This is a genomic window from Pseudomonas sp. BF-R-30, assembly GCF_019956175.1.
Classification (GTDB): domain Bacteria; phylum Pseudomonadota; class Gammaproteobacteria; order Pseudomonadales; family Pseudomonadaceae; genus Aquipseudomonas; species Aquipseudomonas jessenii.
The window spans coordinates 72749-94689 of the sequence record NZ_JAHBDE010000014.1; the positions used below are offsets into that span (position 1 = coordinate 72749).

Annotated in this window: 21 protein-coding genes; 8 read left to right on the forward strand and 13 right to left on the reverse strand. The window is 59.2% G+C overall.

What is annotated here, in order from left to right:
• Nucleotides 1–19: 19 nt before the first annotated feature.
• Nucleotides 20–454, forward strand: coding sequence for a multidrug/biocide efflux PACE transporter (locus KGB20_RS10085; RefSeq protein WP_154860395.1), 435 nt, complete (start codon nt 20–22; stop codon nt 452–454).
• A 71-nt stretch (nt 455–525) separates the two neighbouring features.
• Here KGB20_RS10085 and KGB20_RS10090 read toward each other — a convergent pair whose 3' ends face one another.
• Entirely contained in the window at nt 526–1548 is a 1023-nt protein-coding gene (locus KGB20_RS10090; RefSeq protein ID WP_154860394.1) for a transporter, read from the reverse strand.
• 271 nt (nt 1549–1819) lie between these two features.
• Between KGB20_RS10090 and KGB20_RS10095 the strand changes: the two genes are divergently transcribed.
• Complete coding sequence (locus KGB20_RS10095; protein ID WP_154860393.1) at nt 1820–3445, forward strand: methyl-accepting chemotaxis protein; 1626 nt, start codon at nt 1820–1822, stop codon at nt 3443–3445.
• A 61-nt stretch (nt 3446–3506) separates the two neighbouring features.
• Here the strand turns inward: KGB20_RS10095 and KGB20_RS10100 are convergent, their stop codons facing one another.
• On the reverse strand, nt 3507–3812 hold the full coding sequence (locus tag KGB20_RS10100; protein WP_154860392.1) for a PepSY domain-containing protein: 306 nt from the start codon (nt 3810–3812) through the stop codon (nt 3507–3509).
• 253 nt (nt 3813–4065) lie between these two features.
• A complete protein-coding gene (locus KGB20_RS10105) occupies nt 4066–5190 on the reverse strand; it encodes a glycerophosphodiester phosphodiesterase (protein ID WP_154860391.1) in 1125 nt (374 codons plus the stop codon).
• Nucleotides 5191–5401: 211 nt separating this feature from the next.
• On the opposite strand from KGB20_RS10105, the gene KGB20_RS10110 reads away from it, so the two are divergent.
• The gene (locus KGB20_RS10110) at nt 5402–5728 is read left to right on the forward strand and encodes a DUF2025 family protein (protein WP_154860390.1); all 327 of its coding nucleotides are present in this window, start codon (nt 5402–5404) and stop codon (nt 5726–5728) included.
• A 142-nt stretch (nt 5729–5870) separates the two neighbouring features.
• Here KGB20_RS10110 and KGB20_RS10115 read toward each other — a convergent pair whose 3' ends face one another.
• Nucleotides 5871–6194, reverse strand: coding sequence for an antibiotic biosynthesis monooxygenase family protein (locus KGB20_RS10115; protein WP_154860389.1), 324 nt, complete (start codon nt 6192–6194; stop codon nt 5871–5873).
• Nucleotides 6194–6898, reverse strand: coding sequence for a CTP synthase (locus KGB20_RS10120; RefSeq protein WP_154860388.1), 705 nt, complete (start codon nt 6896–6898; stop codon nt 6194–6196). The genes KGB20_RS10115 and KGB20_RS10120 overlap by 1 nt, the downstream gene beginning before the upstream one ends.
• Before the next feature lie 15 nt (nt 6899–6913).
• Here KGB20_RS10120 and KGB20_RS10125 point away from each other — a divergent pair, with 15 nt between their 5' ends.
• Entirely contained in the window at nt 6914–7855 is a 942-nt protein-coding gene (locus tag KGB20_RS10125) for a LysR family transcriptional regulator (RefSeq protein WP_057716571.1), read from the forward strand.
• Nucleotides 7856–7974: 119 nt separating this feature from the next.
• Here KGB20_RS10125 and KGB20_RS10130 read toward each other — a convergent pair whose 3' ends face one another.
• Nucleotides 7975–8586: a TetR/AcrR family transcriptional regulator gene (locus KGB20_RS10130; protein ID WP_154860387.1), complete on the reverse strand. Its 612-nt coding sequence runs from the start codon at nt 8584–8586 to the stop codon at nt 7975–7977.
• A gap of 215 nt (nt 8587–8801) precedes the next feature.
• Between KGB20_RS10130 and KGB20_RS10135 the strand changes: the two genes are divergently transcribed.
• On the forward strand, nt 8802–9860 hold the full coding sequence (locus KGB20_RS10135) for an MBL fold metallo-hydrolase (protein ID WP_154860386.1): 1059 nt from the start codon (nt 8802–8804) through the stop codon (nt 9858–9860).
• Nucleotides 9861–10004: 144 nt separating this feature from the next.
• On the opposite strand, the gene KGB20_RS10140 is transcribed toward KGB20_RS10135, so the two are convergent.
• Both KGB20_RS10140 and KGB20_RS10145 read right to left on the reverse strand, forming a co-directional pair.
• Entirely contained in the window at nt 10005–10322 is a 318-nt protein-coding gene (locus tag KGB20_RS10140) for a helix-turn-helix transcriptional regulator (RefSeq protein ID WP_007998876.1), read from the reverse strand.
• Nucleotides 10323–10442: 120 nt separating this feature from the next.
• Entirely contained in the window at nt 10443–11408 is a 966-nt protein-coding gene (locus KGB20_RS10145; RefSeq protein WP_154860385.1) for a hypothetical protein, read from the reverse strand.
• Nucleotides 11409–11527: 119 nt separating this feature from the next.
• On the opposite strand from KGB20_RS10145, the gene KGB20_RS10150 reads away from it, so the two are divergent.
• Nucleotides 11528–13318: a SulP family inorganic anion transporter gene (locus KGB20_RS10150; protein WP_154860384.1), complete on the forward strand. Its 1791-nt coding sequence runs from the start codon at nt 11528–11530 to the stop codon at nt 13316–13318.
• A gap of 44 nt (nt 13319–13362) precedes the next feature.
• Nucleotides 13363–16866 (forward strand): alkaline phosphatase family protein, encoded by a 3504-nt coding sequence (locus KGB20_RS10155; RefSeq protein ID WP_154860383.1) that lies wholly within the window; start codon nt 13363–13365, stop codon nt 16864–16866.
• 174 nt (nt 16867–17040) lie between these two features.
• On the opposite strand, the gene KGB20_RS10160 is transcribed toward KGB20_RS10155, so the two are convergent.
• The 5 genes from KGB20_RS10160 to KGB20_RS10180 form a co-directional block, all read right to left on the reverse strand.
• Nucleotides 17041–17739: an HNH endonuclease gene (locus KGB20_RS10160; RefSeq protein ID WP_154860382.1), complete on the reverse strand. Its 699-nt coding sequence runs from the start codon at nt 17737–17739 to the stop codon at nt 17041–17043.
• Nucleotides 17740–17855: 116 nt separating this feature from the next.
• Nucleotides 17856–18437: a Bro-N domain-containing protein gene (locus tag KGB20_RS10165; RefSeq protein ID WP_411566933.1), complete on the reverse strand. Its 582-nt coding sequence runs from the start codon at nt 18435–18437 to the stop codon at nt 17856–17858.
• A 359-nt stretch (nt 18438–18796) separates the two neighbouring features.
• Complete coding sequence (locus KGB20_RS10170) at nt 18797–20044, reverse strand: ribonucleotide-diphosphate reductase subunit beta (protein WP_007978181.1); 1248 nt, start codon at nt 20042–20044, stop codon at nt 18797–18799.
• Between the two features lie 527 nt (nt 20045–20571).
• The gene (locus KGB20_RS10175) at nt 20572–20925 is read right to left on the reverse strand and encodes a hypothetical protein (protein WP_154860381.1); all 354 of its coding nucleotides are present in this window, start codon (nt 20923–20925) and stop codon (nt 20572–20574) included.
• 189 nt (nt 20926–21114) lie between these two features.
• Complete coding sequence (locus tag KGB20_RS10180; RefSeq protein WP_057713604.1) at nt 21115–21378, reverse strand: DUF2790 domain-containing protein; 264 nt, start codon at nt 21376–21378, stop codon at nt 21115–21117.
• Between the two features lie 468 nt (nt 21379–21846).
• On the opposite strand from KGB20_RS10180, the gene KGB20_RS29275 reads away from it, so the two are divergent.
• A partial coding sequence (locus tag KGB20_RS29275) for a hypothetical protein (protein ID WP_371321739.1) occupies nt 21847–21941 on the forward strand: 95 nt, incomplete at its 3' end.

Sequence of the window (21941 nt, forward strand, 5' to 3'; positions counted from 1 at the left end):
CACTCAAGGGAGTTCGGCCATGAGCGCCAACAAATCCATCACTGAACGTATTTTTCAAGCCATCGGCTTCGAACTGCTGGCCATCCTGATCTGTACCCCATTGCTGGCCTGGATCATGAAGAAACCGATGCTGGAAATGGGCATGGTCACCGTCCTCATCGCCGGCCTGGCCCTGGCCTGGAACGTGGTCTTCAACGGTATGTTCGATCGGCTGCTCAAGCGCCTCGCCATCGCACACAACGCCTGGGTCCGCGTGGTGCATGCGCTGTTGTTCGAAGGCGGACTGGTCGCCCTCGGCGTGCCGCTGATCGCCTGGTGGCTGAATGTCAGCCTGTGGCAGGCGTTCTTGCTGGATATCGGTGTGCTGCTGTTCTTCTTGCCGTACACCTACGTCTACCACTGGGTGTATGACGTGGTTCGGGAGCGGATGCTGGTGACTCGCGAGGTTTGCTGAGTGCCGTTTTTGAGGCGAGGGGGCTTGCCCCCTCGCCACAGTTGATCAGTGTGTCAGGTGATGACGGGGACTCAATAATCCTGCTGCTTGCGAAACGCCCAGCGCCCGGCGATCACGGTAAAGGTCGCGACCAGCGCCACCAGGATCCAGAAGCCCTCCGGGTCATCCGCCAGCGGAATGCCGCCGACGTTCATGCCGAAGAAACCGGCGATGATGTTGATCGGCAGCGCCAGCACCGTCACCACCGTCAGGGTGAACAGCGTGCGGTTGGTCTGTTCGTTGATGTTGGCGGCGATCTCCTCCTGCAACAGCTTGATCCGCTCACCCAGCGCCGTGAGGTCGTTGATGATCAGCGCAAACTCCTCAGTGGATTTGCGCAGCTCCTTCACGTCTTCCTTTTGCAGCCATTGCGGCGGCCGGTTGAGCAGGCGCAGCAATGAGCCTGGCTCCAGCGCCAGCAGCCGTTGCAATCGCACCAGCACCCGGCGATTGGCGCCCAGTTCCGCGCGGTTGGTCGACAGGCGCGAGGACAGCAATTGGTCTTCGATCTGGTCCACGCTCTGACTGGTCTTGCGCACGATCTGGGTCAGCACTTCACCCTGGTCGCGCAGCAAATGCACCAGCAGCTCCAGCGGGGAGCGAAAGCACTCCCGGGCCTTCACCGACGAGCGCAATTTGTCCACCGAGTGCAGCGGTTGCAGGCGGGCGCTGATGATCAATTGACTGCGGGCACACACCCACAGGGTCGAGACATCCGACGAGACCATGTTGCTGAGGTTGAACACCACGTCGTTGACCACTGCCAGCAACGCGGAGTCGACATGCTCGATGCGTGTCGAACGCGAGCCTTCATGCAGCGCTTCGAAAAACTCCTCGGGCAACTCCAAATGGCTTTTCATCCAGCGCTCGCACGCGGCGTGGGCGAGGTTCAGGTGAAGCCAGAGAAATTGCTCATCGCTTTGCGGCTGTTGCAGGTACTGCAAGGCCTCGGCGGAATTGATTTCCCGACCGGCCTCACCGGGGCGAAAACTGAAACCGTAAAGCAGGCCGAACAGATCCGTGTCGCGATGGCTTTGATCGATGCTGTGGTTCATGAGGACTCGCAAGGGGAGGCGCCTGTCACGTGTTTTACAGGTTCACTTGAGCGGCATCATCGCAAGCGGGAATGACGTTTTTGTGACAGGAAAACAACGCAAAAAATTGTTCTACCGGCGGTCGGGATTTTCTCAAGAACCGCTCTGGCTAGCCGATCACGCTTGGGTTAAGTTGCGTGCCGCAGGCCTCGGCCGGGACCGCAGACAGGGATGTCCAGACACTTTTCACGCCTTAACGGGCGTGCCTCATTCCTGTCATGAGTACCCTGCGATGCTTTTGCAAAAGTCCCTGAGAGCACAAATTCTCGCCCTGCTGAGCGGCAGCCTGCTGGCGATGCTGTTGATCGCCCTGGCGTGCTTTCACTTCCTGTCCAGCGGCGTGCAGAACTACGCCAATCTGATCGAAGGCCCGCTGCACACCTCGCAATTGATCGATGAAGCCAACCTGCAATTCAAGGTGCAGGTGCAGGAATGGAAAAACGTCCTGCTGCGCGGCAAACAACCGGCTGACCTGAGCAAGTACTGGGGGCAATTCGAGGGGCGTCAGCGCGATGTGCAAAACATCCTCGGTGAGTTGGCCGCGCAGAAGGGTATCGAGCCGCAACTCAAGAGCCGCATCGAGCGCTTGCGTGACGAACATCGCCAGTTGGGCGCGGCCTATCAGAAGGGGCGGGACGCGTTCGTGGCCGCCGGTGGTGACCCTGCGGCGGGCGACGGGGCGGTCAAGGGTGTAGACCGCGCAACCAGCGATCAGATGAGTGAACTGGTCAGCGAGTTGCGCAAGCAGGGCGCCGAGCAATCGACACTGATCAGCGCCAGTGCCGAGCGCACGGTGTTGCTGGGGCTGGTCGTGATGCTGGTTTCGGGGGTACTGATCGGCCTGCTGAGCTTGTGGCTGGTCAACCGCAACCTGGTCGAGCCGATCCGCAAACTGATCGAATACGTGGCGCAACTCAGCCAGGGGCGTATTGCCGAGCGCGTGGCCAGCATCCGTCAGGACGAGTTGGGCAAACTGGCTATGGCCGCCAACACCCTGCGCGATTTCCTCGCCGAAACCTTCAGCCGTTTGCAGCGCAGTGCGTCGGACCTGGACAGCGCCAGCGGTGAGTTGAACTCGATCGCCACCGTGATGGCCGGCGGCACCAACGAGCAGTTCAACCGCACCGATCAGGTGGCCACGGCGATGAACGAAATGTCCGCCACCGCACAGGAAGTGGCCCGGCATGCCGCCGAAGCCGCCCGGGCCGCCGACGATGCCGACCAGTCCGCCCAGCAGGGCGAAAAAGTCATGCAGGGCACCATCCACACCATCACCCAGATGCGCGGCGAAATCGCCAACACCGCCACGGTCATCCGCCAACTGGAAACCGACAGCGGACGCATCGGCAAGGTTCTGGAGGTGATTCGCGGGATCGCCGAACAGACCAACCTGCTGGCACTCAACGCGGCCATCGAAGCGGCCCGCGCCGGTGAGGCCGGGCGCGGATTCGCTGTGGTGGCCGACGAAGTGCGAAGCCTGGCCCAGCGCACGGCGGCGTCGATCATCGAGATCAACCAGATCATCCAGACCGTGCAGACCGGTGCAATCGAAGCGGCCCAGGCGATTGAAAGCGGTCAGTCGCGCAGCGAACAAAGCGTGCAGCAAGTGACGGAGGCCGGCGCCATGCTCGAACGCATCACCCTGGCCGTGGAAGCCATCCGCGACATGAACCGCCAGATCGCCACTGCCGCCGAAGAGCAGACCTCGGTGGCCGAAGACATCTCGCGCAACCTCACCGAAATCACCAGCATCGCCAGCACCAACCTGGACAACGTGCAGCGCACTGAAGCGGCCAGTACCAACCTGCACGGCTTGTCGGGGCAGTTGAACGAGGTGACGGCGCGCCTGAGCGCTTGAATCCCCAAACAGACAAAAGCCGCACGATGTTCCCATCGTGCGGCTTTTGTCTGTTTGGGGATTACGTGTCCTGTTTGTTTTCCAGGACCTTGCCGTTGGAGGCATCGATGTCCACGTCCCACTCGATGTTCTTGGCGTCACGCAGTTCAACTTCGTACTCGTAACCGTTGAAGTGGTTGTCCAACTCGGTCTTGGTAATCGTTGCACCCGGATGCAGATCCAGCGCGATCTTGTTCAAGTCTTCCAGTGGCTTGATCTTGCCTTCCTTGACCAGTTGCGGGATCTGATCGACTCGCACATCGGCCTGGGCCAGGCCGGCGGTGAGGGTCAGGGCTGCAGCGGTAAACAAAGCAGTCAGGGTCTTCATGGGGTTCTTTCCTTGGGTGATCTGTTTAAGTGAGATCAGGTTAGCCTGTGTAACTTAATCCACCCTTAAATCCCTCTACATGTCCTGCATCAATCCCTGTGGGAATGTGTGTTCGCCGCAAATTTTGCTGGCACACGCATAACCTGTGGGAGCGGGCTTGCCCGCGAAAGCGGAGTGTCAGTCAACGTGGATTTTGAAACTGATGGCCCCTTCGCGGGCAAGCCCGCTCCCACAGGTTTTGCGCAATTCTGGATCAATACCCGTTGTTCTGTAGCACCTGCGCAACACTCGCCGCCGGGCGTTTATAGAACTTCAACAACTCACTGGCGCGATTGGTGAAAATGCCGTCGACACCGGCGTCCATGACTTTCCGGTAGTCCACCGCATCGTCGATGGTGTAGACGTGCACCAGCAGGCCCTGGTCGTGGGTGTACTGGTTCATCCAGGGTTGCACCAGATCCGAGTAGCTCTGGTCGCCACCCTGGGTCAGTGCGGCGGACGGGCCGGTGCCGATGGCGCCCTGGGCCTTGGCGTAGTCGACCCAGTGCTGGAACTCGGCTTTGTCCTTCGGTTGCTGTTTGGCGTAGTAAGCGGCTTTATCCTTTTCGCCGGACTCGGCAAATGTCACCTTGGACTGGGGTTCAATACTGCCTTCACCGACCCACAACAGCAGGATCTTCGGCACCGTCGGCATCTCTTTTTGCAGCAGTTCGAGGCTGCTCTTCTCGAAAGTCTGCAGGACCACCTTGCCTTTGCCTTGGCCGACCGCCAGCTCGTTTTTTGCCAGTTTCGAAGCGGTCGGGCTCAGCCAGCCCCGGTCCTGAAGTTTTTCCTTGAGGTCGCGTTCGATGCCGGGGAACTGCTTGGGCTCCTTGGTCTCGATGTACAGGCCGGGCTTGTGCAGGCTGTTGCCCTCGGCGATGTCGATGATTTCATCAAGGGTCAGAATCTTCAGGCCCGCGAAGGCGGGACGTGCCCGATCCGGGTACGCGGCATTGAACCAGCTGCCCGCGTCCAGGGTTTTCAGTTCGGCCATGGTGAACGCATTGGCGGGGCTGTCCTTGCGCTCGGGGAATTTGCTGGCGACGTCGGTGGTGCGTTGCAGATTGTTGTCGTGCAGGGCAAACAGCACGCCATCCTTGCTGCGCTGCAGATCCAGTTCCAGGTAGTCGGCGCCCAGGTCGCGGGCAGTCTTGTAGGCGGCGGCGGTGGATTCCGGGGCATCGAACGATGCGCCACGGTGGGCGATCACCGCTGGATGCGGAATGTCCAAGCGGGTCGCCAGTGCCGCGGGACCGGGTTCGCTGGCGGCCTGTGCGTGGCCGAGGGCGAGCAACAGGCTCAGTAACAGGGCGCTTTTAGTAAAGGTTGTGGGCATGGTCGAGATCCTTTCGCAATAAGTGAGCGGTCCCTTTTAACAACTCATCGTTGCAGACGCTATCACCAGACCGACACAAACCTGTCGAAAGCTGATTTTCGTCAGCGCTTTTGTGCGCCCGTATGCAGTACGCTGAGGCCCTGCAATTTCCCCGGCAGAGGGAAACGCAGGCCCTGCGTGCAAACCAACGATCACCATTGCGGGGTTTACCATGCGCATCACTTCCCAGCTCATCTGCCAGGCTGCCGACCAACTCAAAGGCTTCGTCGGCCTCAACCGCAAGACCGGGCACTACATTGTGCGCTTCAGCGAAGACTCGTTTGGCATGGACGTGGCGGACGACGGCATCATCCCTGTCAGCGAATTCGTCTGGGCCGCGGGGCCCGGGCAGGTCATGACGCTCAAGCGTGAATTGATCCAGCTGCTGCTGGACCAGAACATCGATGACCGGATCAACATCACCGAGCCGTTGCGGGTGTATATGAACCGGCGGGAAGTGCCGGAGATTTCGGCGGTTCGCAGTCTGGTTCGGGGGTGAGTTTTTGCGGTGACTGTTCTGGCCTCTTCGCGGGCAAGCCCGCTCCCACAGGGATCTTGGGTGTACACAAGAAATGTACCCGACACAGAACACTGTGGGAGCGGGCTTGCCCGCGAAGGCGACCACAAGCACACCACATCATTTACAGACTGAACTCGTAGGCCCGCTCAACCCTGCACACCCGCGTATGACACCGCGCATACCAAGTCGAGCGCCCACGCTCGCGAATCGCACTGTGCTCAGGATGATGCTTCCACGCCAGGACTGCCGCCTCACTGGCCCAGTACGATACGGTAATCCCAAGTCCATCCTCGCCCCGCGCCGATTCCACGCCGAGAAACCCCGGCTGTTCGCGGGCCAGTTCCAGCATCCGTTCGGCCGCTTCGGCGTAACCCTGGTCACCCTCGGTGCGCAGTGAAGTGAAGATCACCGCGTAATAAGGCGCAGCTGGCGTATCGGCCATCATTACGAGCGCCCCGCACAGGCTTCGACAAAGGCGCCAACCAACGGCGGCAATACGCCGTTGAGCGCCGCCCGCTCGGGCTGGAACAAGGTCGCGACAAAGAACGGATGACCGCTGAGTTCGACCGCCCGCAGTTCGTGTTCCGAATCGTGGCCGACGGCATGTAGTTCGCGCTTGAGCAACTCCCCTTCGAACTGAGGATTCACACCAAAACGACAGCGATAGCCTTCACGAATCTCGGTGTTTTCGTACGCCTTGGCAAGCAACGAACCCTCAAGCAAATCAATCGTATCGACCGCTTCCACCAGCGCACACGACAGTGGCGTCAGCAGCGCCCGCGCGGCATCGGGATTTGTCTCGCCGTGTTCGGCATCCGACCAGCCCAGTACGTTGCGCGCATATTCCAGCACCGCGTGTTGAAAACCACCGCAGGTGCCGAGGAAAGGTCGCCGTTGTTCGCGGGCAAAGCGAATCGCCAGCAATGCACCGTCCATGCTCCGGTAAGGGCTGGCCGGCACACACCAGAACCCGTCGAATGTGTGCAGCGGTGTCTCGACGTGGATGTCATCGGTGGCCAGCCATTGCCATTGCACGTTCGGGCCACTGTGTTCAGCGGCCATTTCGAGGGCGACGGGAATGGCCTGGTGGGCGGTGACTTGCGGGTCGTAGTCGCCGATCAGGGCGATGCGAATCGGGCGGGTTTCCATGTGGGGCCTCTGCACTTGTTGATTGCTGGTGCCCACTATAGATTGGCGCTCACGCACTCAATATTGGCATTTTCCCAAGTGATCAATGCAGCGACGCACTATCGACTGGACTACCCGGACCTGGCCCTGATCCTCGCGCTGGTACGCGGCGGCTCTCTGGCCCGGGCAGCGCAACTGTTGAAGGTGGATGTTTCGACGGTGTTTCGAGCGGTGCGCCGGCTGGAGGGTGCACTGGGTCAGCAACTGTTCGAAAAAAGCCGCGCCGGTTACCTGCCCACCACCCTGGCGCAGTCCCTGGCTGAACAGGCCGAGCGCGCTGAACAGGCTCTGGAGGCGGCGCGCATCGGTGTGGAGCAGGGCGGAGAAGTGATCAGCGGCATCGTGCGCCTGACCTGTACCGATTCGGTCCTGCAAGGTTTGCTGTTGCCGGCGCTGGCGCAGTTCATGCCGAACTATCCGGCGCTGACGCTCGAGCTCAGCACATCCAATGATTTTGCCAACCTCAGCCGTCGGGATGCCGATATCGCCCTGCGCCTGACCCGCACGCCACCGGAGCATCTGGTGGGACGGCGGCTGGCGGATATTTCCTATCGCGTGTGTGCCAGCGAGCGATACCTGCAATCGGTCAATACCCCTGACCTGGCCTCATTGACCTGGATAGCCCCGGATGACTTCCTGCCTGATCACCCGACCGTTACCTGGCGTCGCCAGGCCTTGCCGGGGGTAACGCCGGGCTATCGCTGCAACAGCATGCTGTCGGTGACCGAGCTGGTCAGGGCCGGCCTGGGTGTAGCGGCGTTGCCGGACTTTTTGATCGGCGACGGATTACAGCCGCTGAGCGAACCCCTGCACGGATACGACACCGCGCTGTGGCTGCTGACCCGTCCCGACTGCCGTGCCTTGCGCTCAGTGGTTACCTTGTTCGATGAGTTGGGGCGGGCGCTGAAACTGCCGTGAAACCGTTCAGGTTCCTGGCTGAAGCTCACTAAAGCCTCAGTGCCGGTTTCATTCTGAAACACATCGCGTCATTCAAATCAGAGCCATCGATCCTTCGACGCCGCCGTCGAACTTGTCATTTATTGCAACTGATAGCAGGCCAGAAACATGTCCAGCGCGGAGTCTGCCACCTGGTGTTGTTCTTCGGGTGACAAGCCTGGTTTGCCCATGGAAATCTGCGGCCAGAAGGCAAACGACTTGAGCAGCCCCTGCACCTGTTGTGCGGCAAAATCAGGGGCAATAACTTTCAACCGACCATCGGCCTGAGCGGCACGAATCCAGACCGTCAGCCCTTCTTCGCGTTCGCCCATTCGCGCCACCATATCCTGCGCCCGCTCCGGCGAATGAATCGTCGCCGCTATCGCCACCCGCGCCAGGTCGAGAAAATTGTCATCGCCCAACATTTGCAGCTTGGCCATCAGCAATCCGCGCAATTGCTCACGCAACGGCAGGTCGGGACGGTAGGCCGTTTCCTGTTCGGCCGTCACCCGGGTCCATAATTGATTGAGGATCTCGGCGAACAACTCTTCCTTGCTGGGGAAGTGGTTGTACACCGTGCGCTTCGACACACCGGCAGTGGCAGCAATCTTGTCCATGCTGGTGATCTCGAAACCGTTGTCACGGAATTCATTGATCGCAGCTTGAATGATCGCTTGGCGTTTTCGGTCGGTCAGGCGCTGTGGAGCTGTCATAAGTACGCTTCGGCAGGAAAAAGGGGAGAATTACACTCGGTAGTTTACTTGTCGTCGACTTTGATGCAACCTAGAAACTACACTGTGCAGTGTAATGTTTTGTTAACCCTGCCCAGCAAAAATAGAAAGTCCGGCTGATGCGTGCGTGCTTTGGCCATTTATCGTCCCAAAACGGAAAGTCGCGTGATGCGCGGTTTTTCTGGAGTCATTCAGTCATGGCCAATTCAAACTCCCCGGCGGACAACGCCTCCACACCTGAAGCATCCCGACAGGCTCAAGGGCAGTATCAAAACTTTACGCCGGTTCAACGTTTAAGCTTTGGCAAAACCATGGGTGTCCTATGGAACGTGCTGTTCCACAAACCGCAAAACACCCGCCCGAGCGCGCCCGTCCCGGTGCAAGCCCTGACTCAAGCCGCGCTGATCGCAGCGCCGAACCACAGCGTCTATCGCCTGGGCCACTCCACGGTGTTGCTCAAGTTGCGCGATAAATTCTGGATCACCGACCCGGTCTTCGCCGAGCGTGCCTCGCCCGTACAATGGGCTGGCCCCAAGCGTTTCCACCAGCCACCGATCAGCCTGGAAGAATTGCCACCGATCGAAGCGGTGATCCTGTCCCACGACCACTACGATCACCTGGATCATCAGGCCGTGCTCAAGCTCGCGGACAAGACCAAACACTTCCTTACCCCGCTGGGCGTAGGCGACACCCTGATCAAGTGGGGCATCGACGCGAGCAAAGTCCGCCAGCTGGATTGGTGGCAAGGCACGGAAGTCGATGGCATCCAGTTCATCGCTACCCCGTCGCAGCACTTTTCCGGCCGTGGCCTGTTCGACAGCAACAGCACCCTCTGGGCCTCGTGGGTGATGATCGACGGCGACACACGCCTCTTCTTCAGCGGCGACAGTGGCTACTTCGACGGCTTCAAACGCATCGGCGAACAGTACGGTCCATTCGACCTGACCCTGATGGAAACCGGTGCCTACAACGTCGACTGGCCACACGTGCACATGCAACCCGAACAAACCCTGCAAGCCCACCTCGACCTCAAGGGCCGCTGGCTACTGCCAATCCACAACGGTACGTTCGACCTGTCGATGCACGCCTGGTACGAACCCTTCGACCGCATCCTGGCCCTGGCCTGGGAACGCAACGTATCGATCACCACGCCGCAGATGGGCGAGGCGTTCAACCTGATGCATCCGCAGCGTGGTAGGGCGTGGTGGTTGGCGGTGGAAGGGGAGAGTGATCGGGTGGTCGCTCATAACGCGTAGAGTGATGGGCCCTGTAGGAGCGAGCTTGCTCGCGATGGACGTTAACGATAACGCGTGCTGTCTGAATGATCGCGTTGTCCAGGTGTTTTTCGCGAGCAAGCTCGCTCCTACAGGGGGCCATTTATCGTCAGTCAGTGAGTTGGCTCACTCCACCATCGCAAAATCCGCTCGCCCAACCGGATTCGGCGTCGACCCCTTCACATTCATCCCTCGACCCGGCGCAAACCCAGGGAAGAACACCAACCCCTCCGATTCGAACCGATAGGCCAGCGCCAGGCGCGTGACATCCAGCACCTCCTGGCGTGCCTCGAAGCGTTGAATGGCATCCACCGAAACCCGGGATTCCCGCGACAGCTCTTCCACACTCCAGCCCAGCATCGCTCGGGCCTGGGCGCAGTGGGCCGGGGTGAATTGGAAGAGGGCGATACGTTCCAGGGTGATTTTCATCGCTTGAGAGGCCATGGTGTTCTCCGGGCTCGAGAGTGTTGGTTCAAAATATACTGTGTTTTTGTACAGTTGTTTTGAGCCCGGATCAAACGCATTTTTTGATTTGTCTTTTCAGACAGACGAACGGTGCTGCGCTTACTTGCCCGCCAACCCCGGCGCTTCCCGCACGATAAAGTGATCCAGATTCTCGATGTTGGCGCTGAACACCCCGAACGTCTGCTCGGGGTTTTTCTTGCTCGGCACCTGCTTCAGCTCGGGCGTCACCCCATAAAAGAAGCAATACAACTCCCGCCCGCTCTCGATGGCGTGCTTGATCTCTTCCAGGAACGCCTTGCGCTTGCGATAGCTGTCGATCAGCTTCTTGCTCAGGTAGACATTGACCGAGTAAGGCTTTTTCTCGAACCAGACCTTCTTCTCGAAATCGATGCGAAAGCTCTGGGTGTAGTCCTTGATCTCCTTGACCTTGCCCCAGTAAATCAGCCCCTTGTTGTCCTGCAGGTATTCGATTTTCTTGAAAAACGACCCGTAGGGCGCGGTGTTCTCGCCAATCTTCAGCGGCACGCGCTTGAGCAAATCCTTGTCGTCGAAGTTCGACACGAAACACTCCACCGGATGGGCGAAGACGCTGGTCTTGTCCGGGGCCGATTCTCTGCCCGGTTGCTCGACATTGCTTGCCACCGAAGGCGTCAGCGACTCATCCCGCACCCCGTCCACCGCGACCTTCGGGCTGGACGGCTTACGCACATATTCACGCCGAGTCAGTAACAATTCCGACGGGAAATTTTCCTCGCGGCTGTCATCCGTTTCCGTCTCATCCACACCCGACGCAGGCGTCTTCAAGCTGACATAAGGGCAGCCCTCGACATGCCGCGTACTCGGCAGGTTCTTGAAGTGCGGCGTGCGCACGTAATTCACATTCTTCGCGTTGAACGTACCCAGCTCATTGGTCGCATCGAACGCCAAACGGCAGGCATCGTTGGGGCACTGGAAGTGTTCCTTGGCCGAATCGAACGCCATCGTCTCGTCGAAATTCAGATCCCGAACGTCATAGATCGACAACTTGTCGTTGAGGCTGAGGCAGTAGGCGAGGTCGAATTTCATGACGGGTTCCAAATCCTTTAGATGAACAGCTTCCAGTGATGGCGCATTCGAAGCAATAGCTACACTGAGATCACTTCAATATCGCCGGGTCTGCACAGTCCATCAAAGAGAGCGGTTTCATGAGCCATTCAGATGCTTCGCCGCCCCTCCCGGAGCAGGGCCGGATAGCACGTCGGGATGAACAGAGCGGTTGGCGCCGCTGGCTACCGGGCTTGGGCATGCTGCGCGAATACCAATCGGCATGGTTGCGTTACGACATCGTGGCCGGCCTGGTGCTGACCACGATGCTGGTGCCCGTCGGTATCGCCTATGCGGTCGCTTCAGGCGTGCCCGGCATTTATGGCCTCTACGCGACCATCGTTCCGCTGCTGTTCTATGCCTTGTTCGGCCCCAGCCGAATTCTGGTGATGGGGCCGGATTCCTCCCTGGTGGCCGTCATCCTTGCCGTCATCATTCCACTCTCCGGCGGCGAACCGCAGCGAGCCGTCGCCCTGGCGGGCATGATGGCGGTCGTCTCAGGCGCGGTGTGCATCCTGGCCGGTATCGCGCGCCTGGGTTTCATCACCGAACTGCTGTCAAAACCGATCCGCTACGGCTACATGAACGGCATCGCACTGACCGTTTTGATCAGCCAGTTGCCCAAGCTGTTCGGTTTTTCGATTGAATCCGACGGCCCATTGAGCAACATAGGGGCCATCGCCTCAGCGGTGATGGAGGGGAAGGTCAACTGGACCACCTTCACGGTGGGCGGGCTCACCCTGGCGGTGATCCTGCTACTAAAAAGGTGGCCGCGACTACCGGGCATCCTGATCGCCGTGGTTGGCGCGACAGTCGCCGTGGGCGTACTCGACCTTGCGACACGCGCCGGTGTGTCGGTTCTCGGTTCGCTCCCCCAGGGCTTGCCCGGTTTTGCCATCCCCTGGATCACCAGCGCCGACATCGTCCCTGTGTTGATCGGCGGTTGCGCCGTCGCACTCGTCTCGTTCGCCGACACCAGCGTGCTCTCCCGTGTCTATGCGGCGCGGACTCGAACCTACGTCAACCCGAACCAGGAAATGGTGGGCCTCGGCATCGCCAACCTGGCGGCCGGTTTTTTCCAGGGCTTCCCGATCAGCAGCAGCTCGTCACGTACGCCCGTGGCCGAAGCCGCCGGAGCCAAAACCCAACTGACCGGCGTCGTCGGCGCACTGGCGGTTGCCTTGCTGCTGGTGGTGGCGCCGGACCTGCTGCAACATCTACCGTCCAGCGCCCTGGCTGCAGTCGTGATCGCCTCGGCCATCGGCCTGATCGAAATCACCGACCTGCGCCGGATCTATCGCATCCAGCGCTGGGAATGCTGGCTGTCGATCGTCTGCACCGTCGGCGTGGCCGTGTTCGGCGCGATCGAGGGCATCGGCCTGGCCATCGTGATTGCCGTCATAGAATTCCTCTGGGACGGCTGGCGCCCGTACTCCGCAGTATTGGGCCGCGCCGATGGGGTCAAGGGCTACCACGACATCAAACGCTACCCCGACGCACGCCTGATCCCCGGCCTGGTCCTGTTTCGCTGGGATGCGCCCTTGTTTTTCGCCAACGCCGAACTGTTCAACGACCGAGTATTGGACGCCGTGGCGGCATCGCCCACGCCCGTGCGCTGGCTGGTGGTCGCCGCAGAGCCCGTCACCAGTGTCGATGTGACGTCTGCCGACATGCTGGCCGAACTGGACGACACCTTGCATGCGGCGGGTATTGAGTTGTGCATTGCCGAGATGAAGGATCCGGTGAAGGACAAGCTGAAGCGGTTCGGGTTGTTTGCGCGGTTGGGAGAGACGGCGTTTTTTCCTACGATTGGGACGGCTGTGGATAGTTATGTGGCGAATTATCGGGTGGATTACAGGGAGCGGGAAGATGAAGGGAACGGATTGCCGTGAAACCCGCGAGATCGAAATAGAGACTTCACATCAAGGAGCGAACCATGCCGAACAACTGGCCCGCAGGGATTGAGCACGTCGTCGTGCTGATGATGGAAAATCGTTCGTTCGACCATTTGCTGGGGGATTACACAAGCATCAATGCCGCGTGTGACGGTATCAACCGCAAGGCGCCCAGCACCAACCCGTTGAAGCTGGCCAACGGTAATTCGACGGTGATCACTCAAGCGTCGGAGTTCCCGGAAAACTATAGCCTGTGGGCACCGCCGCCCCCTCTGCCTCCGGCGCTGCCGCCGGGCAACAGCGAGGGTTTCGACCTTGGCCACGAATTCGTCAACGTAGAAAAACAACTGGGCGTCTCCTTCAAGACCAGCCCGGCCAACCCTACGCTCGCCGGTTTTGCCCAGGACGCCTACGACAAGGCCCGCAGCGACCTGAAGGTGTACAAAACCTGGTCGCAATCCATGGCCCAACGGGCGATGAACTACATCCCGTTCGGCGCCACGCCAGCGAAGGATACGCTGCCGGCCATCCACGGATTGGCGCGTAACTTCACCGTATGCGACCGCTGGTTTTCCTCGGTGCCGGGCCCCACCTGGCCGAACCGTTTTTTTGCCATGCTCGGCAGTTGCAATGGTCACTTGCTGATGCCCTCCACGGGCACGGTGCTGGCCGGCATCAAAAGCCTGATCGCACAGTTCGGCGGCGAGAGTATTTTTTCGCTGCTGCGCAACAACGGCCACGACGCGCGGATTTATTCCGATGGCGCGATCCCGCTGGCAGCGTTGGTCAAGGGTGGTTTGCAGCACCTGAGCATCGACGACTTCAAGTCGGACGTCGCCGGTAACAGGCTCCCCGAACTGTCCTGGATCGAACCGAGCTATGGCCTGCTCAACGGCAAACTCGGGCCCAATGTGTCGCATCATCCACCCGAAGATTTGCGCTTCGGCGATCAGTTTGTCGGTGAGGTGTTCAATGCCTTGTCGGCCAACACCGCTGTCTGGAACAAAACCCTGTTCGTGCTGCTGTACGACGAACATGGCGGCTTCCATGACCACGTGGTGCCGCCGACTTGCGTGGCGACCGGTTCAACGGCCGATGTCCCATGGAAAAATCCCTTCACTCGCCTCGGCGTTCGGGTGCCGGCGATCCTGGCTTCGCCGTGGCTCAAGCCAGGCTTGATTCCCTGGACGGGCAATGTCCAGGCCCAACATTACGATCACACCAGCCTGCTGGCGTTTCTTTGCGATCACTTCAAATTGCCGCGCAGTGCACTCGGCCCACGGGTGGTCGCCGCGCAGCACTTCGGCAATGCAGCCATCTGGCGCGCTGCACCGGGCGTAACGGCTGCGCCAAAACTGGCGGCCACCGTGGTGCCCAGTCGCGTCGGGTTGCCATTGATCGAGTCGGAACTGGCGACCCAGAGTCGGCAAGTGGTGGACAGCGCCACCGGTTACCTTGACGGCCTCGATCCAGAGCAGATCTGGAAGAGCAGCGCCCAATGGGTCAGCGGTTTTCTCGGCAACCGCAGCCGCGCCCTGGCTGATCCGGCTCAGGCCGCGCTCACGCCTGCCGCGCCCAGTGCCGACAGCCTGGAGGCGAAACTGCGACGCTTGCAGGATTTGATGGTGACCGCCCAAGGGCAAGCTGTTCGCCCCGTTGCAGTGCCTGCCAGCAAAGCCTTGGCAGAACCGGGAGCGGAAGTCGCGCCAACGCGGCTGCGCGTCCTGTGCCTGCCGGGTGTCGGGTTCACGCCAGCCGGCCAGGGGCAGGGCGGCATCGATGCGAACTGGCAGGATCAATGGCGCACCTTGATCCGTACTCAACTGGCACAGAACGGTCGCCTCATCGATGACCAGGACATCGACTTCCTGTCCTTCGATGAGCAACTCAAGGAGGGGCCGGACTTCGCGCAGATCACCCGAGGCCTGGCGATGCTGAGCGCCGACGCCAGGGGCAAGGCCGACGACAACTTCGGCAGTTGGGGCCTGCCGGTCAATCAGATGTTGCGCACCACCGTTGGCGCCATCGTGCAATGGATCGAGGACGCCGAGTTGCGCACGGCGTTGACTCAACATCTGTTGGCGAAGATCGAGGCATTCAATCCACAGATCATCTTCGCCCAAGGGCTGGGCAGCCTGATCGGCTACGACGCCCTGCGCCGGTCGGTGGCAAAAAAAGGTACGGCACTCAAGCGCATCGATGGCCGAGTGTTCGTCAGCTTCGGCTCGCCGATCGCACTGCCGCTGGTGATGCGCGAAGTGTGGGGCGGGCGGGTGCTGCGCCTGAGCGACAACGGCCGAGGCATCCGCCGCTGGTTCCACCTCCACAACCCCAACGACGGCTTGCTGACCCGGCCTATTACCTCGCCGGATTCAGCGCGGGTCGACCTGCAAACCGAATTCAGCGTGCAGCTGCGCGATGACCTGCTCGACCTCAATCATGCCGCCCAGGCCTACTTGTCCTCACCCACCAGCCAGACCGGCCTGTGGCCGCAACTCGCCCGCGATGTGGTGGCGGCGCGAGCGCTGGAAGTGCCGGCGTTCCTGTCCCGCAGTGGCCAACGCAAACGTCGCGCCCTGGTGGTCGGCATCAACGATTACCTCGACCCGAGCGCACGCCTCGAGGGCTGCATCAACGACACCTACCTGATCAGCCGCATGCTTCAGGAAAGCGGCTACGATGCCGGCGACATCCGCTTGCTGCACGACGCCCGGGCGACCCGGGCCAACTTCGTCGAACGCCTCGAATGGCTGGTGGAAGGCGCCCGTGCCGGCGACGAGCGCGTATTGTTCTACTCCGGCCACGGCACCCAACTGCCGGTCTACAGCAGCAGCGGCGAAGCCGACTGCATGGACGAAACCCTGGTACTCCACGACTTCGACTGGGACGACGAAAGCACCCACTTCACCGACAAACTGTTCCGCCAGTTCTACAGCCACCTGCCATTCGACCCGGACGGTCACGGCGCCAAACTCACCGTCCTGTTCGACTGCTGCTACGCCGGTGGCATGACTCGCGGCAACGGCCGCGTGCGCGGCATCACCCCACCCAGCGACATCCGCCACCGCATGCTGCGCTGGGACCCCTACGCCGGCGACTGGGACCGCCGCGTCTACGCCACCGACGCCGACCGCCGCGACTTCAGCGAACAAGACAACAAAACCCGCGGCCTCACCCGCACCCGCACCACCCAAGGCGCCGCCACCGGCCTGCGCCCCGAGAAAAAAGCCCAACTGCTGCGCCAAACCAAACTCTACGGCCACCACGGGCCCTACATGCCCCTGATGCTCTACGCGGCGCGGGAGAACGAAAAAGCCAATGAGTATGAGGTGGGGTCGAACAGCTACGGCGCGTTTACCTATGCCCTGGTTGAACAACTGCGCAAGTTGCATCAGGAGGATGCGACGTTGGGGTTTGATCAGTTGATTGAACGGGTGGGGAGTGTGCTGAGCGCGAGGTCGTTGGGGCAGACGCCGGAGATTGTTGGGCCTAGTGGGGTTAGGGCGGCGGTGTGTCCTTGGCGGATTAGTGGGTTGGGGAAATGAGGCTTTAGCGTTATCACAGCCAAAGAAAAGGGCCACAGGATAATCCTGCGGCCCTGATAACACCGACATTCCCAAGCCAGCCGCTGAACCCCTGTGGGAGCAAGCTTGCTCGCGATGGCGCCATCCCTGCCATCCACAATCTCAACTGACGGAATGAGGTCTAGCAATTGACATCTATTTCTCACGCTTCAGCCGTTTTACTTTCGAATACAACAGCAAGGTGAACGCATCTTTATCACCCGAATGATGACAACGCCGATGGCAATTCGGGCACAACGCAACGGCGTTGCTCGTCCGATCCGAACCTTTCTGCGCCAAATGTTTAACGTGGTGAACCTCAAGAAACGGCGAGTCGTCCTTTTCAAACGGAGCAGGCTGATCACAGCCTTCGCAGATGCCCTTGGCATTCTGCCGAACCCAGGCTCTGACCTCAGGATCACGAATGTAAGTGATGCTACTGGTAGAGGCTCGCTTGGGTTTCAAGATCCCTTTCGGTTCTTTATCGAGCGGTTTCTGTTCAAGGGCAATTGCGCGACGTTCAAGCGTTTCTTCATCGGCGGATGGTTCAAAGTCGTCAGCGGCAAGTGCTTCACGAATACCGTGTTCAACATTGGCACCGACATTTTCCGCTGGTCTGTATCCCTTGATGCGAGCGCGCCCCAACTGTTCCAGGACGGTAGAGATGTTCCGCATCCGGAACTCAACGGAGCTTTCGGAGCGGTCTGCCAAGGCACCCTGACGCAGCAAGCGATTCGCTTGGGCTTTATTGAATTTCTGTCCTTTCAGTTCAAGTGCAAGCATCGTGAGATAGGCCCCTACAGCGGCCTTAATTTCCGACTTGCTCCAATCTTCGCTCTTCTTTTCAGTATCCATACAATCGCCGAGGGTTAAATACCTTCGGACGATACTGAGTGGCCACTACGACTGTCTACGAAAATTCCTACACAAAACGGAGACGAATCTCGCAAGCGATCCTACAAGCACGTCACCTAACCCAACGATTGCTTCGACAACTGAAACACCTGCACTACCTTCCGCCACCAAGGCTTAACCACCGGCATCCGCCGTTGCGTGTGATCGAGCAACAGGTAGGGCATGTCCCGCAATCGAATCCACCCTTCATCCTGCCAATGCAGTAGGCTCAGCGACATCTCCGGCCAATCCAACAAACTCAGCATCGGTCGATCCGAATTGTCCGACTGCTCCGCGTCACGTAAGGCCGGCACCACTTGATGGGTGATCCACTCACGCAGTAACCGATTTCCGGGCGCGTAGTGATACACCAACAGTGCATATACGCCGGATTCACTGAGCATCAACTGCTTTTCCGGTTGCCGGTGATATTCAATCCACAATGTTCGGTGCTGGTCCTTGTCTAGCTTGTTGACCATGCGTTCACTTAGATGGAAACCCATCAAGCGGCCGATATCGCGGGCACAGAACCATGGTTGGTTTTCAAGGAGAAGGGCGTGTAGAGGTAGGTTGTGGCGAGTGAAAGTTGTCGAAATGTACGGATCAGATATGAGTGATCTTTGAGGTGCCGCAGAGCGGTTGTGCGTGTCGACTGGCATTTCCATTACCCCTACGTATGAAGTTGATGAGGGCCGAACCCGACGTAGAGGATCTAAGAAATCCCAACAAGCTATTTCTTTCAGGCACAGGATTACGCATTTATAGCTGATAACAGCGTGCGGTCTGTGCGGCGAAATTTGCTTCTACGTTGGGCGTTTCTTAGGCACCTGCAATAGAGCTTAGAGCTGCTTGGAGTGGCCCTCAATACAGACGGTGCTGGAATACATGTGGGAGATTTAGCTACTACTGATATTGCGAGTAAGAGTTTTCCTACCCCATAAAAAAGCCCCGATCAGATCGGGGCTTTTTGGTTTTCGATTTGTCGATTCAAGTCGTCAAATCGCGGCTAGCTCAGGAATCAATCCCAGCTCAAAGCCCCACCAGTCTGATACTCAATAACCCGAGTCTCAAAGAAATTCTTCTCTTTCTTCAAGTCCATGATCTCGCTCATCCATGGGAACGGGTTAGTCGTCCCTGGATACTCTTCCTTCAGACCAATCTGCGACAGACGACGGTTAGCGATGAACTTCAGGTAGTCCTCCATCATCGCAGCGTTCATGCCCAATACCCCACGAGGCATGGTGTCACGAGCGTATTCGATCTCCAGCTGAGTACCTTGCAGAATCATCTGCGAAGCTTCTTCCTTCATTTCAGCATCCCACAAATGCGGGTTTTCGATTTTGATCTGGTTGATCACGTCGATGCCGAAGTTCAGGTGCATGGATTCGTCGCGCAGGATGTACTGGAACTGCTCGGCGACGCCGGTCATTTTGTTGCGGCGGCCCATGGAGAGGATCTGGGTGAAGCCGCAGTAGAAGAAGATGCCTTCCAGAACGCAGTAGTAGGCGATCAGGTTGCGCAGCAGCTCCTTGTCGGTTTCGACGGTGCCGGTTTCGAACTTCGGATCGGAGATCGAGCGGGTGTATTTCAGGCCCCAGGTGGCTTTTTTCGCGACCGATGGGATCTCGTGGTACATGTTGAAGATTTCGCCTTCATCCATGGCCAGCGATTCGATGCAGTACTGGTAGGCGTGGGTGTGGATCGCCTCTTCGAAGGCCTGGCGCAGGATGTACTGGCGGCATTCCGGGTTGGTGATCAGGCGGTACACGGCCAGGACCAGGTTGTTGGCAACCAGGGAGTCGGCGGTGGAGAAGAAGCCGAGGTTGCGCATCACGATGCGGCGCTCGTCGTCGGTCAGGCCTTCCGGGTTTTTCCAGAGGGCGATGTCGGCGGTCATGTTGACTTCTTGCGGCATCCAGTGGTTTGCGCAGCCGTCCAGGTACTTCTGCCAGGCCCAGTCGTACTTGAAGGGTACGAGTTGGTTGAGGTCGGCGCGGCAGTTGATCATGCGCTTTTCGTCAACGGCGACACGGGCGGAGGCGCCTTCGAGTTCGGCGAGGCCTTCGGCGACGTCGAGGGAATCCAGGGCAGCTTTGGCGCGGGCAACGGCGGCGGAGTCAGCGGCGGTCACGGCACGGGCTTCCAGGGCGGCGGCACCGCCGGCGCTGTCGAGACGGTCCATGTTGGCTTCGGTGGCGTGGCCAGCGTTGGCGCTCTTGACTGCTACTTCCGTGTCTTCTTTGTCGAATTCGTCCCAGCTCAGCATGACGTGTCGTCTCCTGCGTGAGGGCCAGTGTGCCCGTGTGAAATTGGATAGGTCGGTTTTTCACACGGCCTTACTGGCCGCGTTGGATCTAAAGGAATCGTTTTTTGCGGCAGCTATACGCAGGCATCAAACAGAATTTTGTACGGGGTTCCGAGAGCCACTGATGGGCGCAGCAAGCGTTGATCGCTTGTGCGGGGCTTCAGACTGGCTTTTCGTCCCTGTAAGGGAATATTGCAGGCCCGTTTAAGGCCGCATTATAGGGAAGTTTTGCGTGCTGTGGTGCGGCGAAATGGCTCACGGAACGGTCGACGGGGGCCGTTTTTCGGTCGGAGTGAGGGTTTACAGGGCTTTGAACGATGTTGGCGGGGGAAGATTTTTTTTCTTAATTTTTTGCCCCGGATTATTTTTGTTCAAGAAATGAACAAAAAAGGCTTTTTTCACTACATCTTGTGTTTCGGTGGGTGTTTCTCAGGCTCCAGACACAACTAAGCCCGACCGAAGTCGGGCTGTGAAGTCACGCTGGCGGATCAGCTCAGGCGAGCGGCACCGACGTGATCGGCACCATCGGCGGCTAGACGGGCTGCGCCGGTGTGGTCGGAGCCATCGGAGGCCAGTTTGCCTGCACCGACGTGATCGGCACCATCGGCGGCGAGGCGGGCGGCACCGGTGTGGTCAGAGCCGTCGGAAGCCAATTTGCCTGCGCCAACGTGATCGGCACCATCGGCAGCGAGGCGGGCGGCGCCGGTGTGGTCGGAACCGTCGGAAGCGACAGCGGCTTCACTGGTGTAAACGGCAGAGCCGGTGCGGTCGTAACCATCGGCGGCGAAGGTGTTGGCTGCCAGGACGGAGAGGGTCAGGGCGAGGATCAGTTGGGTTTTCATGGTTGTTGCTCCAGATTCGTGGGTGTTGTTTGTCTTGGGTTGCAGTTGATTCTACGCCTGCTATTTCGATTAAAAAGCGCAAATAAATGCTTAAAATAATCGAATTAATCGATCATTAGGGTTCGGCGCTTCATCTGCCTGATTGCGGCGGGTGGGTCGAACCTTTTGGGGGAGGGGTGAAGTAGGGGATCAGCCGTTGGAGCATCCATTGCCCATCATGCTGTAGCGCAGGATATGTCGTTGGCCGTGAGAGTCTTCGTATTCCATTTTCATCGGCACAACTTCACACACGTTCGGGGCTTCGCTCATGGAGATCACTTTGGCGATGTCCAGGTGGGTGGAGTAGGTGTATTCCTCTATTGCTGGTTGTTGCTGTGCGACATCAGTCGGGACCTCGTTTGCCATGGCGGTTGCGCACAGACTGCTGAGGGCCAGAACCAATAAAGCTTTCATTTGAAATTTACCTTTTAGAGGTCGAAAGGGGGCACGCAATCTTTTTGGGATTGCGTGTGGAGCTTCGGTGTCAGGGGTTTGATTAACTGCCTTCGTGGGGGCTGCAACTTGGTTAATCAGGTTGCCTTGTTGGCGTGGCTGATTTTAGGCGTCGACGCTTCGTCCATATAGGCGTGGTTTTGATAAACACTTTTGACAGATCCTGTAACAATCCCTGAATAACCTCTTCTTTTGTAGGAGCGAGCTTGCTCGCGATGAACCTGAGGGCTCCGCGGGGTGTCAGGCTAGGCGCGTTATCGTTGACGACCATCGCGAGCAGGGCTCGCTCCTACAGGGAACTGTGGGCGGAGTAGGGGTATTCACGACATTTTGTAGGGACTTGTTACTACCATCGTCGAATGGTTCTATAGCCCCGGCCCGGCTAAAACAGGGTCATACAAAAACAACTATTCCACCGAGGTAAGAAAGATGAGTGCGGCTTCCCTGTATCCCGTTCGTCCCGAGGTTCTGGCTAACACGCTGACCGACGAGGCGACCTACAAGGCGATGTACCAGCAGTCGGT

Excerpts from the sequence above, each read along its gene's own strand:
- KGB20_RS10160 (WP_154860382.1), bottom strand. The coding sequence starts at position 17,739 with ATGGATACTGAAAAGAAGAGCGAAGATTGGAGCAAGTCGGAAATTAAG.
- KGB20_RS10120 (WP_154860388.1), bottom strand. The coding sequence starts at position 6,898 with ATGGAAACCCGCCCGATTCGCATCGCCCTGATCGGCGACTACGACCCG.
- KGB20_RS10115 (WP_154860389.1), bottom strand. The coding sequence starts at position 6,194 with ATGATGGCCGATACGCCAGCTGCGCCTTATTACGCGGTGATCTTCACT.
- KGB20_RS10165 (WP_411566933.1), bottom strand. The coding sequence starts at position 18,437 with ATGCCAGTCGACACGCACAACCGCTCTGCGGCACCTCAAAGATCACTC.
- KGB20_RS10175 (WP_154860381.1), bottom strand. The coding sequence starts at position 20,925 with ATGAAAACCCAACTGATCCTCGCCCTGACCCTCTCCGTCCTGGCAGCC.
- KGB20_RS10150 (WP_154860384.1), top strand. The coding sequence starts at position 11,528 with ATGAGCCATTCAGATGCTTCGCCGCCCCTCCCGGAGCAGGGCCGGATA.
- KGB20_RS10130 (WP_154860387.1), bottom strand. The coding sequence starts at position 8,586 with ATGACAGCTCCACAGCGCCTGACCGACCGAAAACGCCAAGCGATCATT.
- KGB20_RS10090 (WP_154860394.1), bottom strand. The coding sequence starts at position 1,548 with ATGAACCACAGCATCGATCAAAGCCATCGCGACACGGATCTGTTCGGC.
- KGB20_RS10085 (WP_154860395.1), top strand. The coding sequence starts at position 20 with ATGAGCGCCAACAAATCCATCACTGAACGTATTTTTCAAGCCATCGGC.
- KGB20_RS10100 (WP_154860392.1), bottom strand. The coding sequence starts at position 3,812 with ATGAAGACCCTGACTGCTTTGTTTACCGCTGCAGCCCTGACCCTCACC.
- KGB20_RS10135 (WP_154860386.1), top strand. The coding sequence starts at position 8,802 with ATGGCCAATTCAAACTCCCCGGCGGACAACGCCTCCACACCTGAAGCA.
- KGB20_RS10105 (WP_154860391.1), bottom strand. The coding sequence starts at position 5,190 with ATGCCCACAACCTTTACTAAAAGCGCCCTGTTACTGAGCCTGTTGCTC.
- KGB20_RS10155 (WP_154860383.1), top strand. The coding sequence starts at position 13,363 with ATGCCGAACAACTGGCCCGCAGGGATTGAGCACGTCGTCGTGCTGATG.
- KGB20_RS10145 (WP_154860385.1), bottom strand. The coding sequence starts at position 11,408 with ATGAAATTCGACCTCGCCTACTGCCTCAGCCTCAACGACAAGTTGTCG.
- KGB20_RS10180 (WP_057713604.1), bottom strand. The coding sequence starts at position 21,378 with ATGAAAGCTTTATTGGTTCTGGCCCTCAGCAGTCTGTGCGCAACCGCC.
- KGB20_RS10140 (WP_007998876.1), bottom strand. The coding sequence starts at position 10,322 with ATGGCCTCTCAAGCGATGAAAATCACCCTGGAACGTATCGCCCTCTTC.
- KGB20_RS10110 (WP_154860390.1), top strand. The coding sequence starts at position 5,402 with ATGCGCATCACTTCCCAGCTCATCTGCCAGGCTGCCGACCAACTCAAA.
- KGB20_RS10170 (WP_007978181.1), bottom strand. The coding sequence starts at position 20,044 with ATGCTGAGCTGGGACGAATTCGACAAAGAAGACACGGAAGTAGCAGTC.
- KGB20_RS10095 (WP_154860393.1), top strand. The coding sequence starts at position 1,820 with ATGCTTTTGCAAAAGTCCCTGAGAGCACAAATTCTCGCCCTGCTGAGC.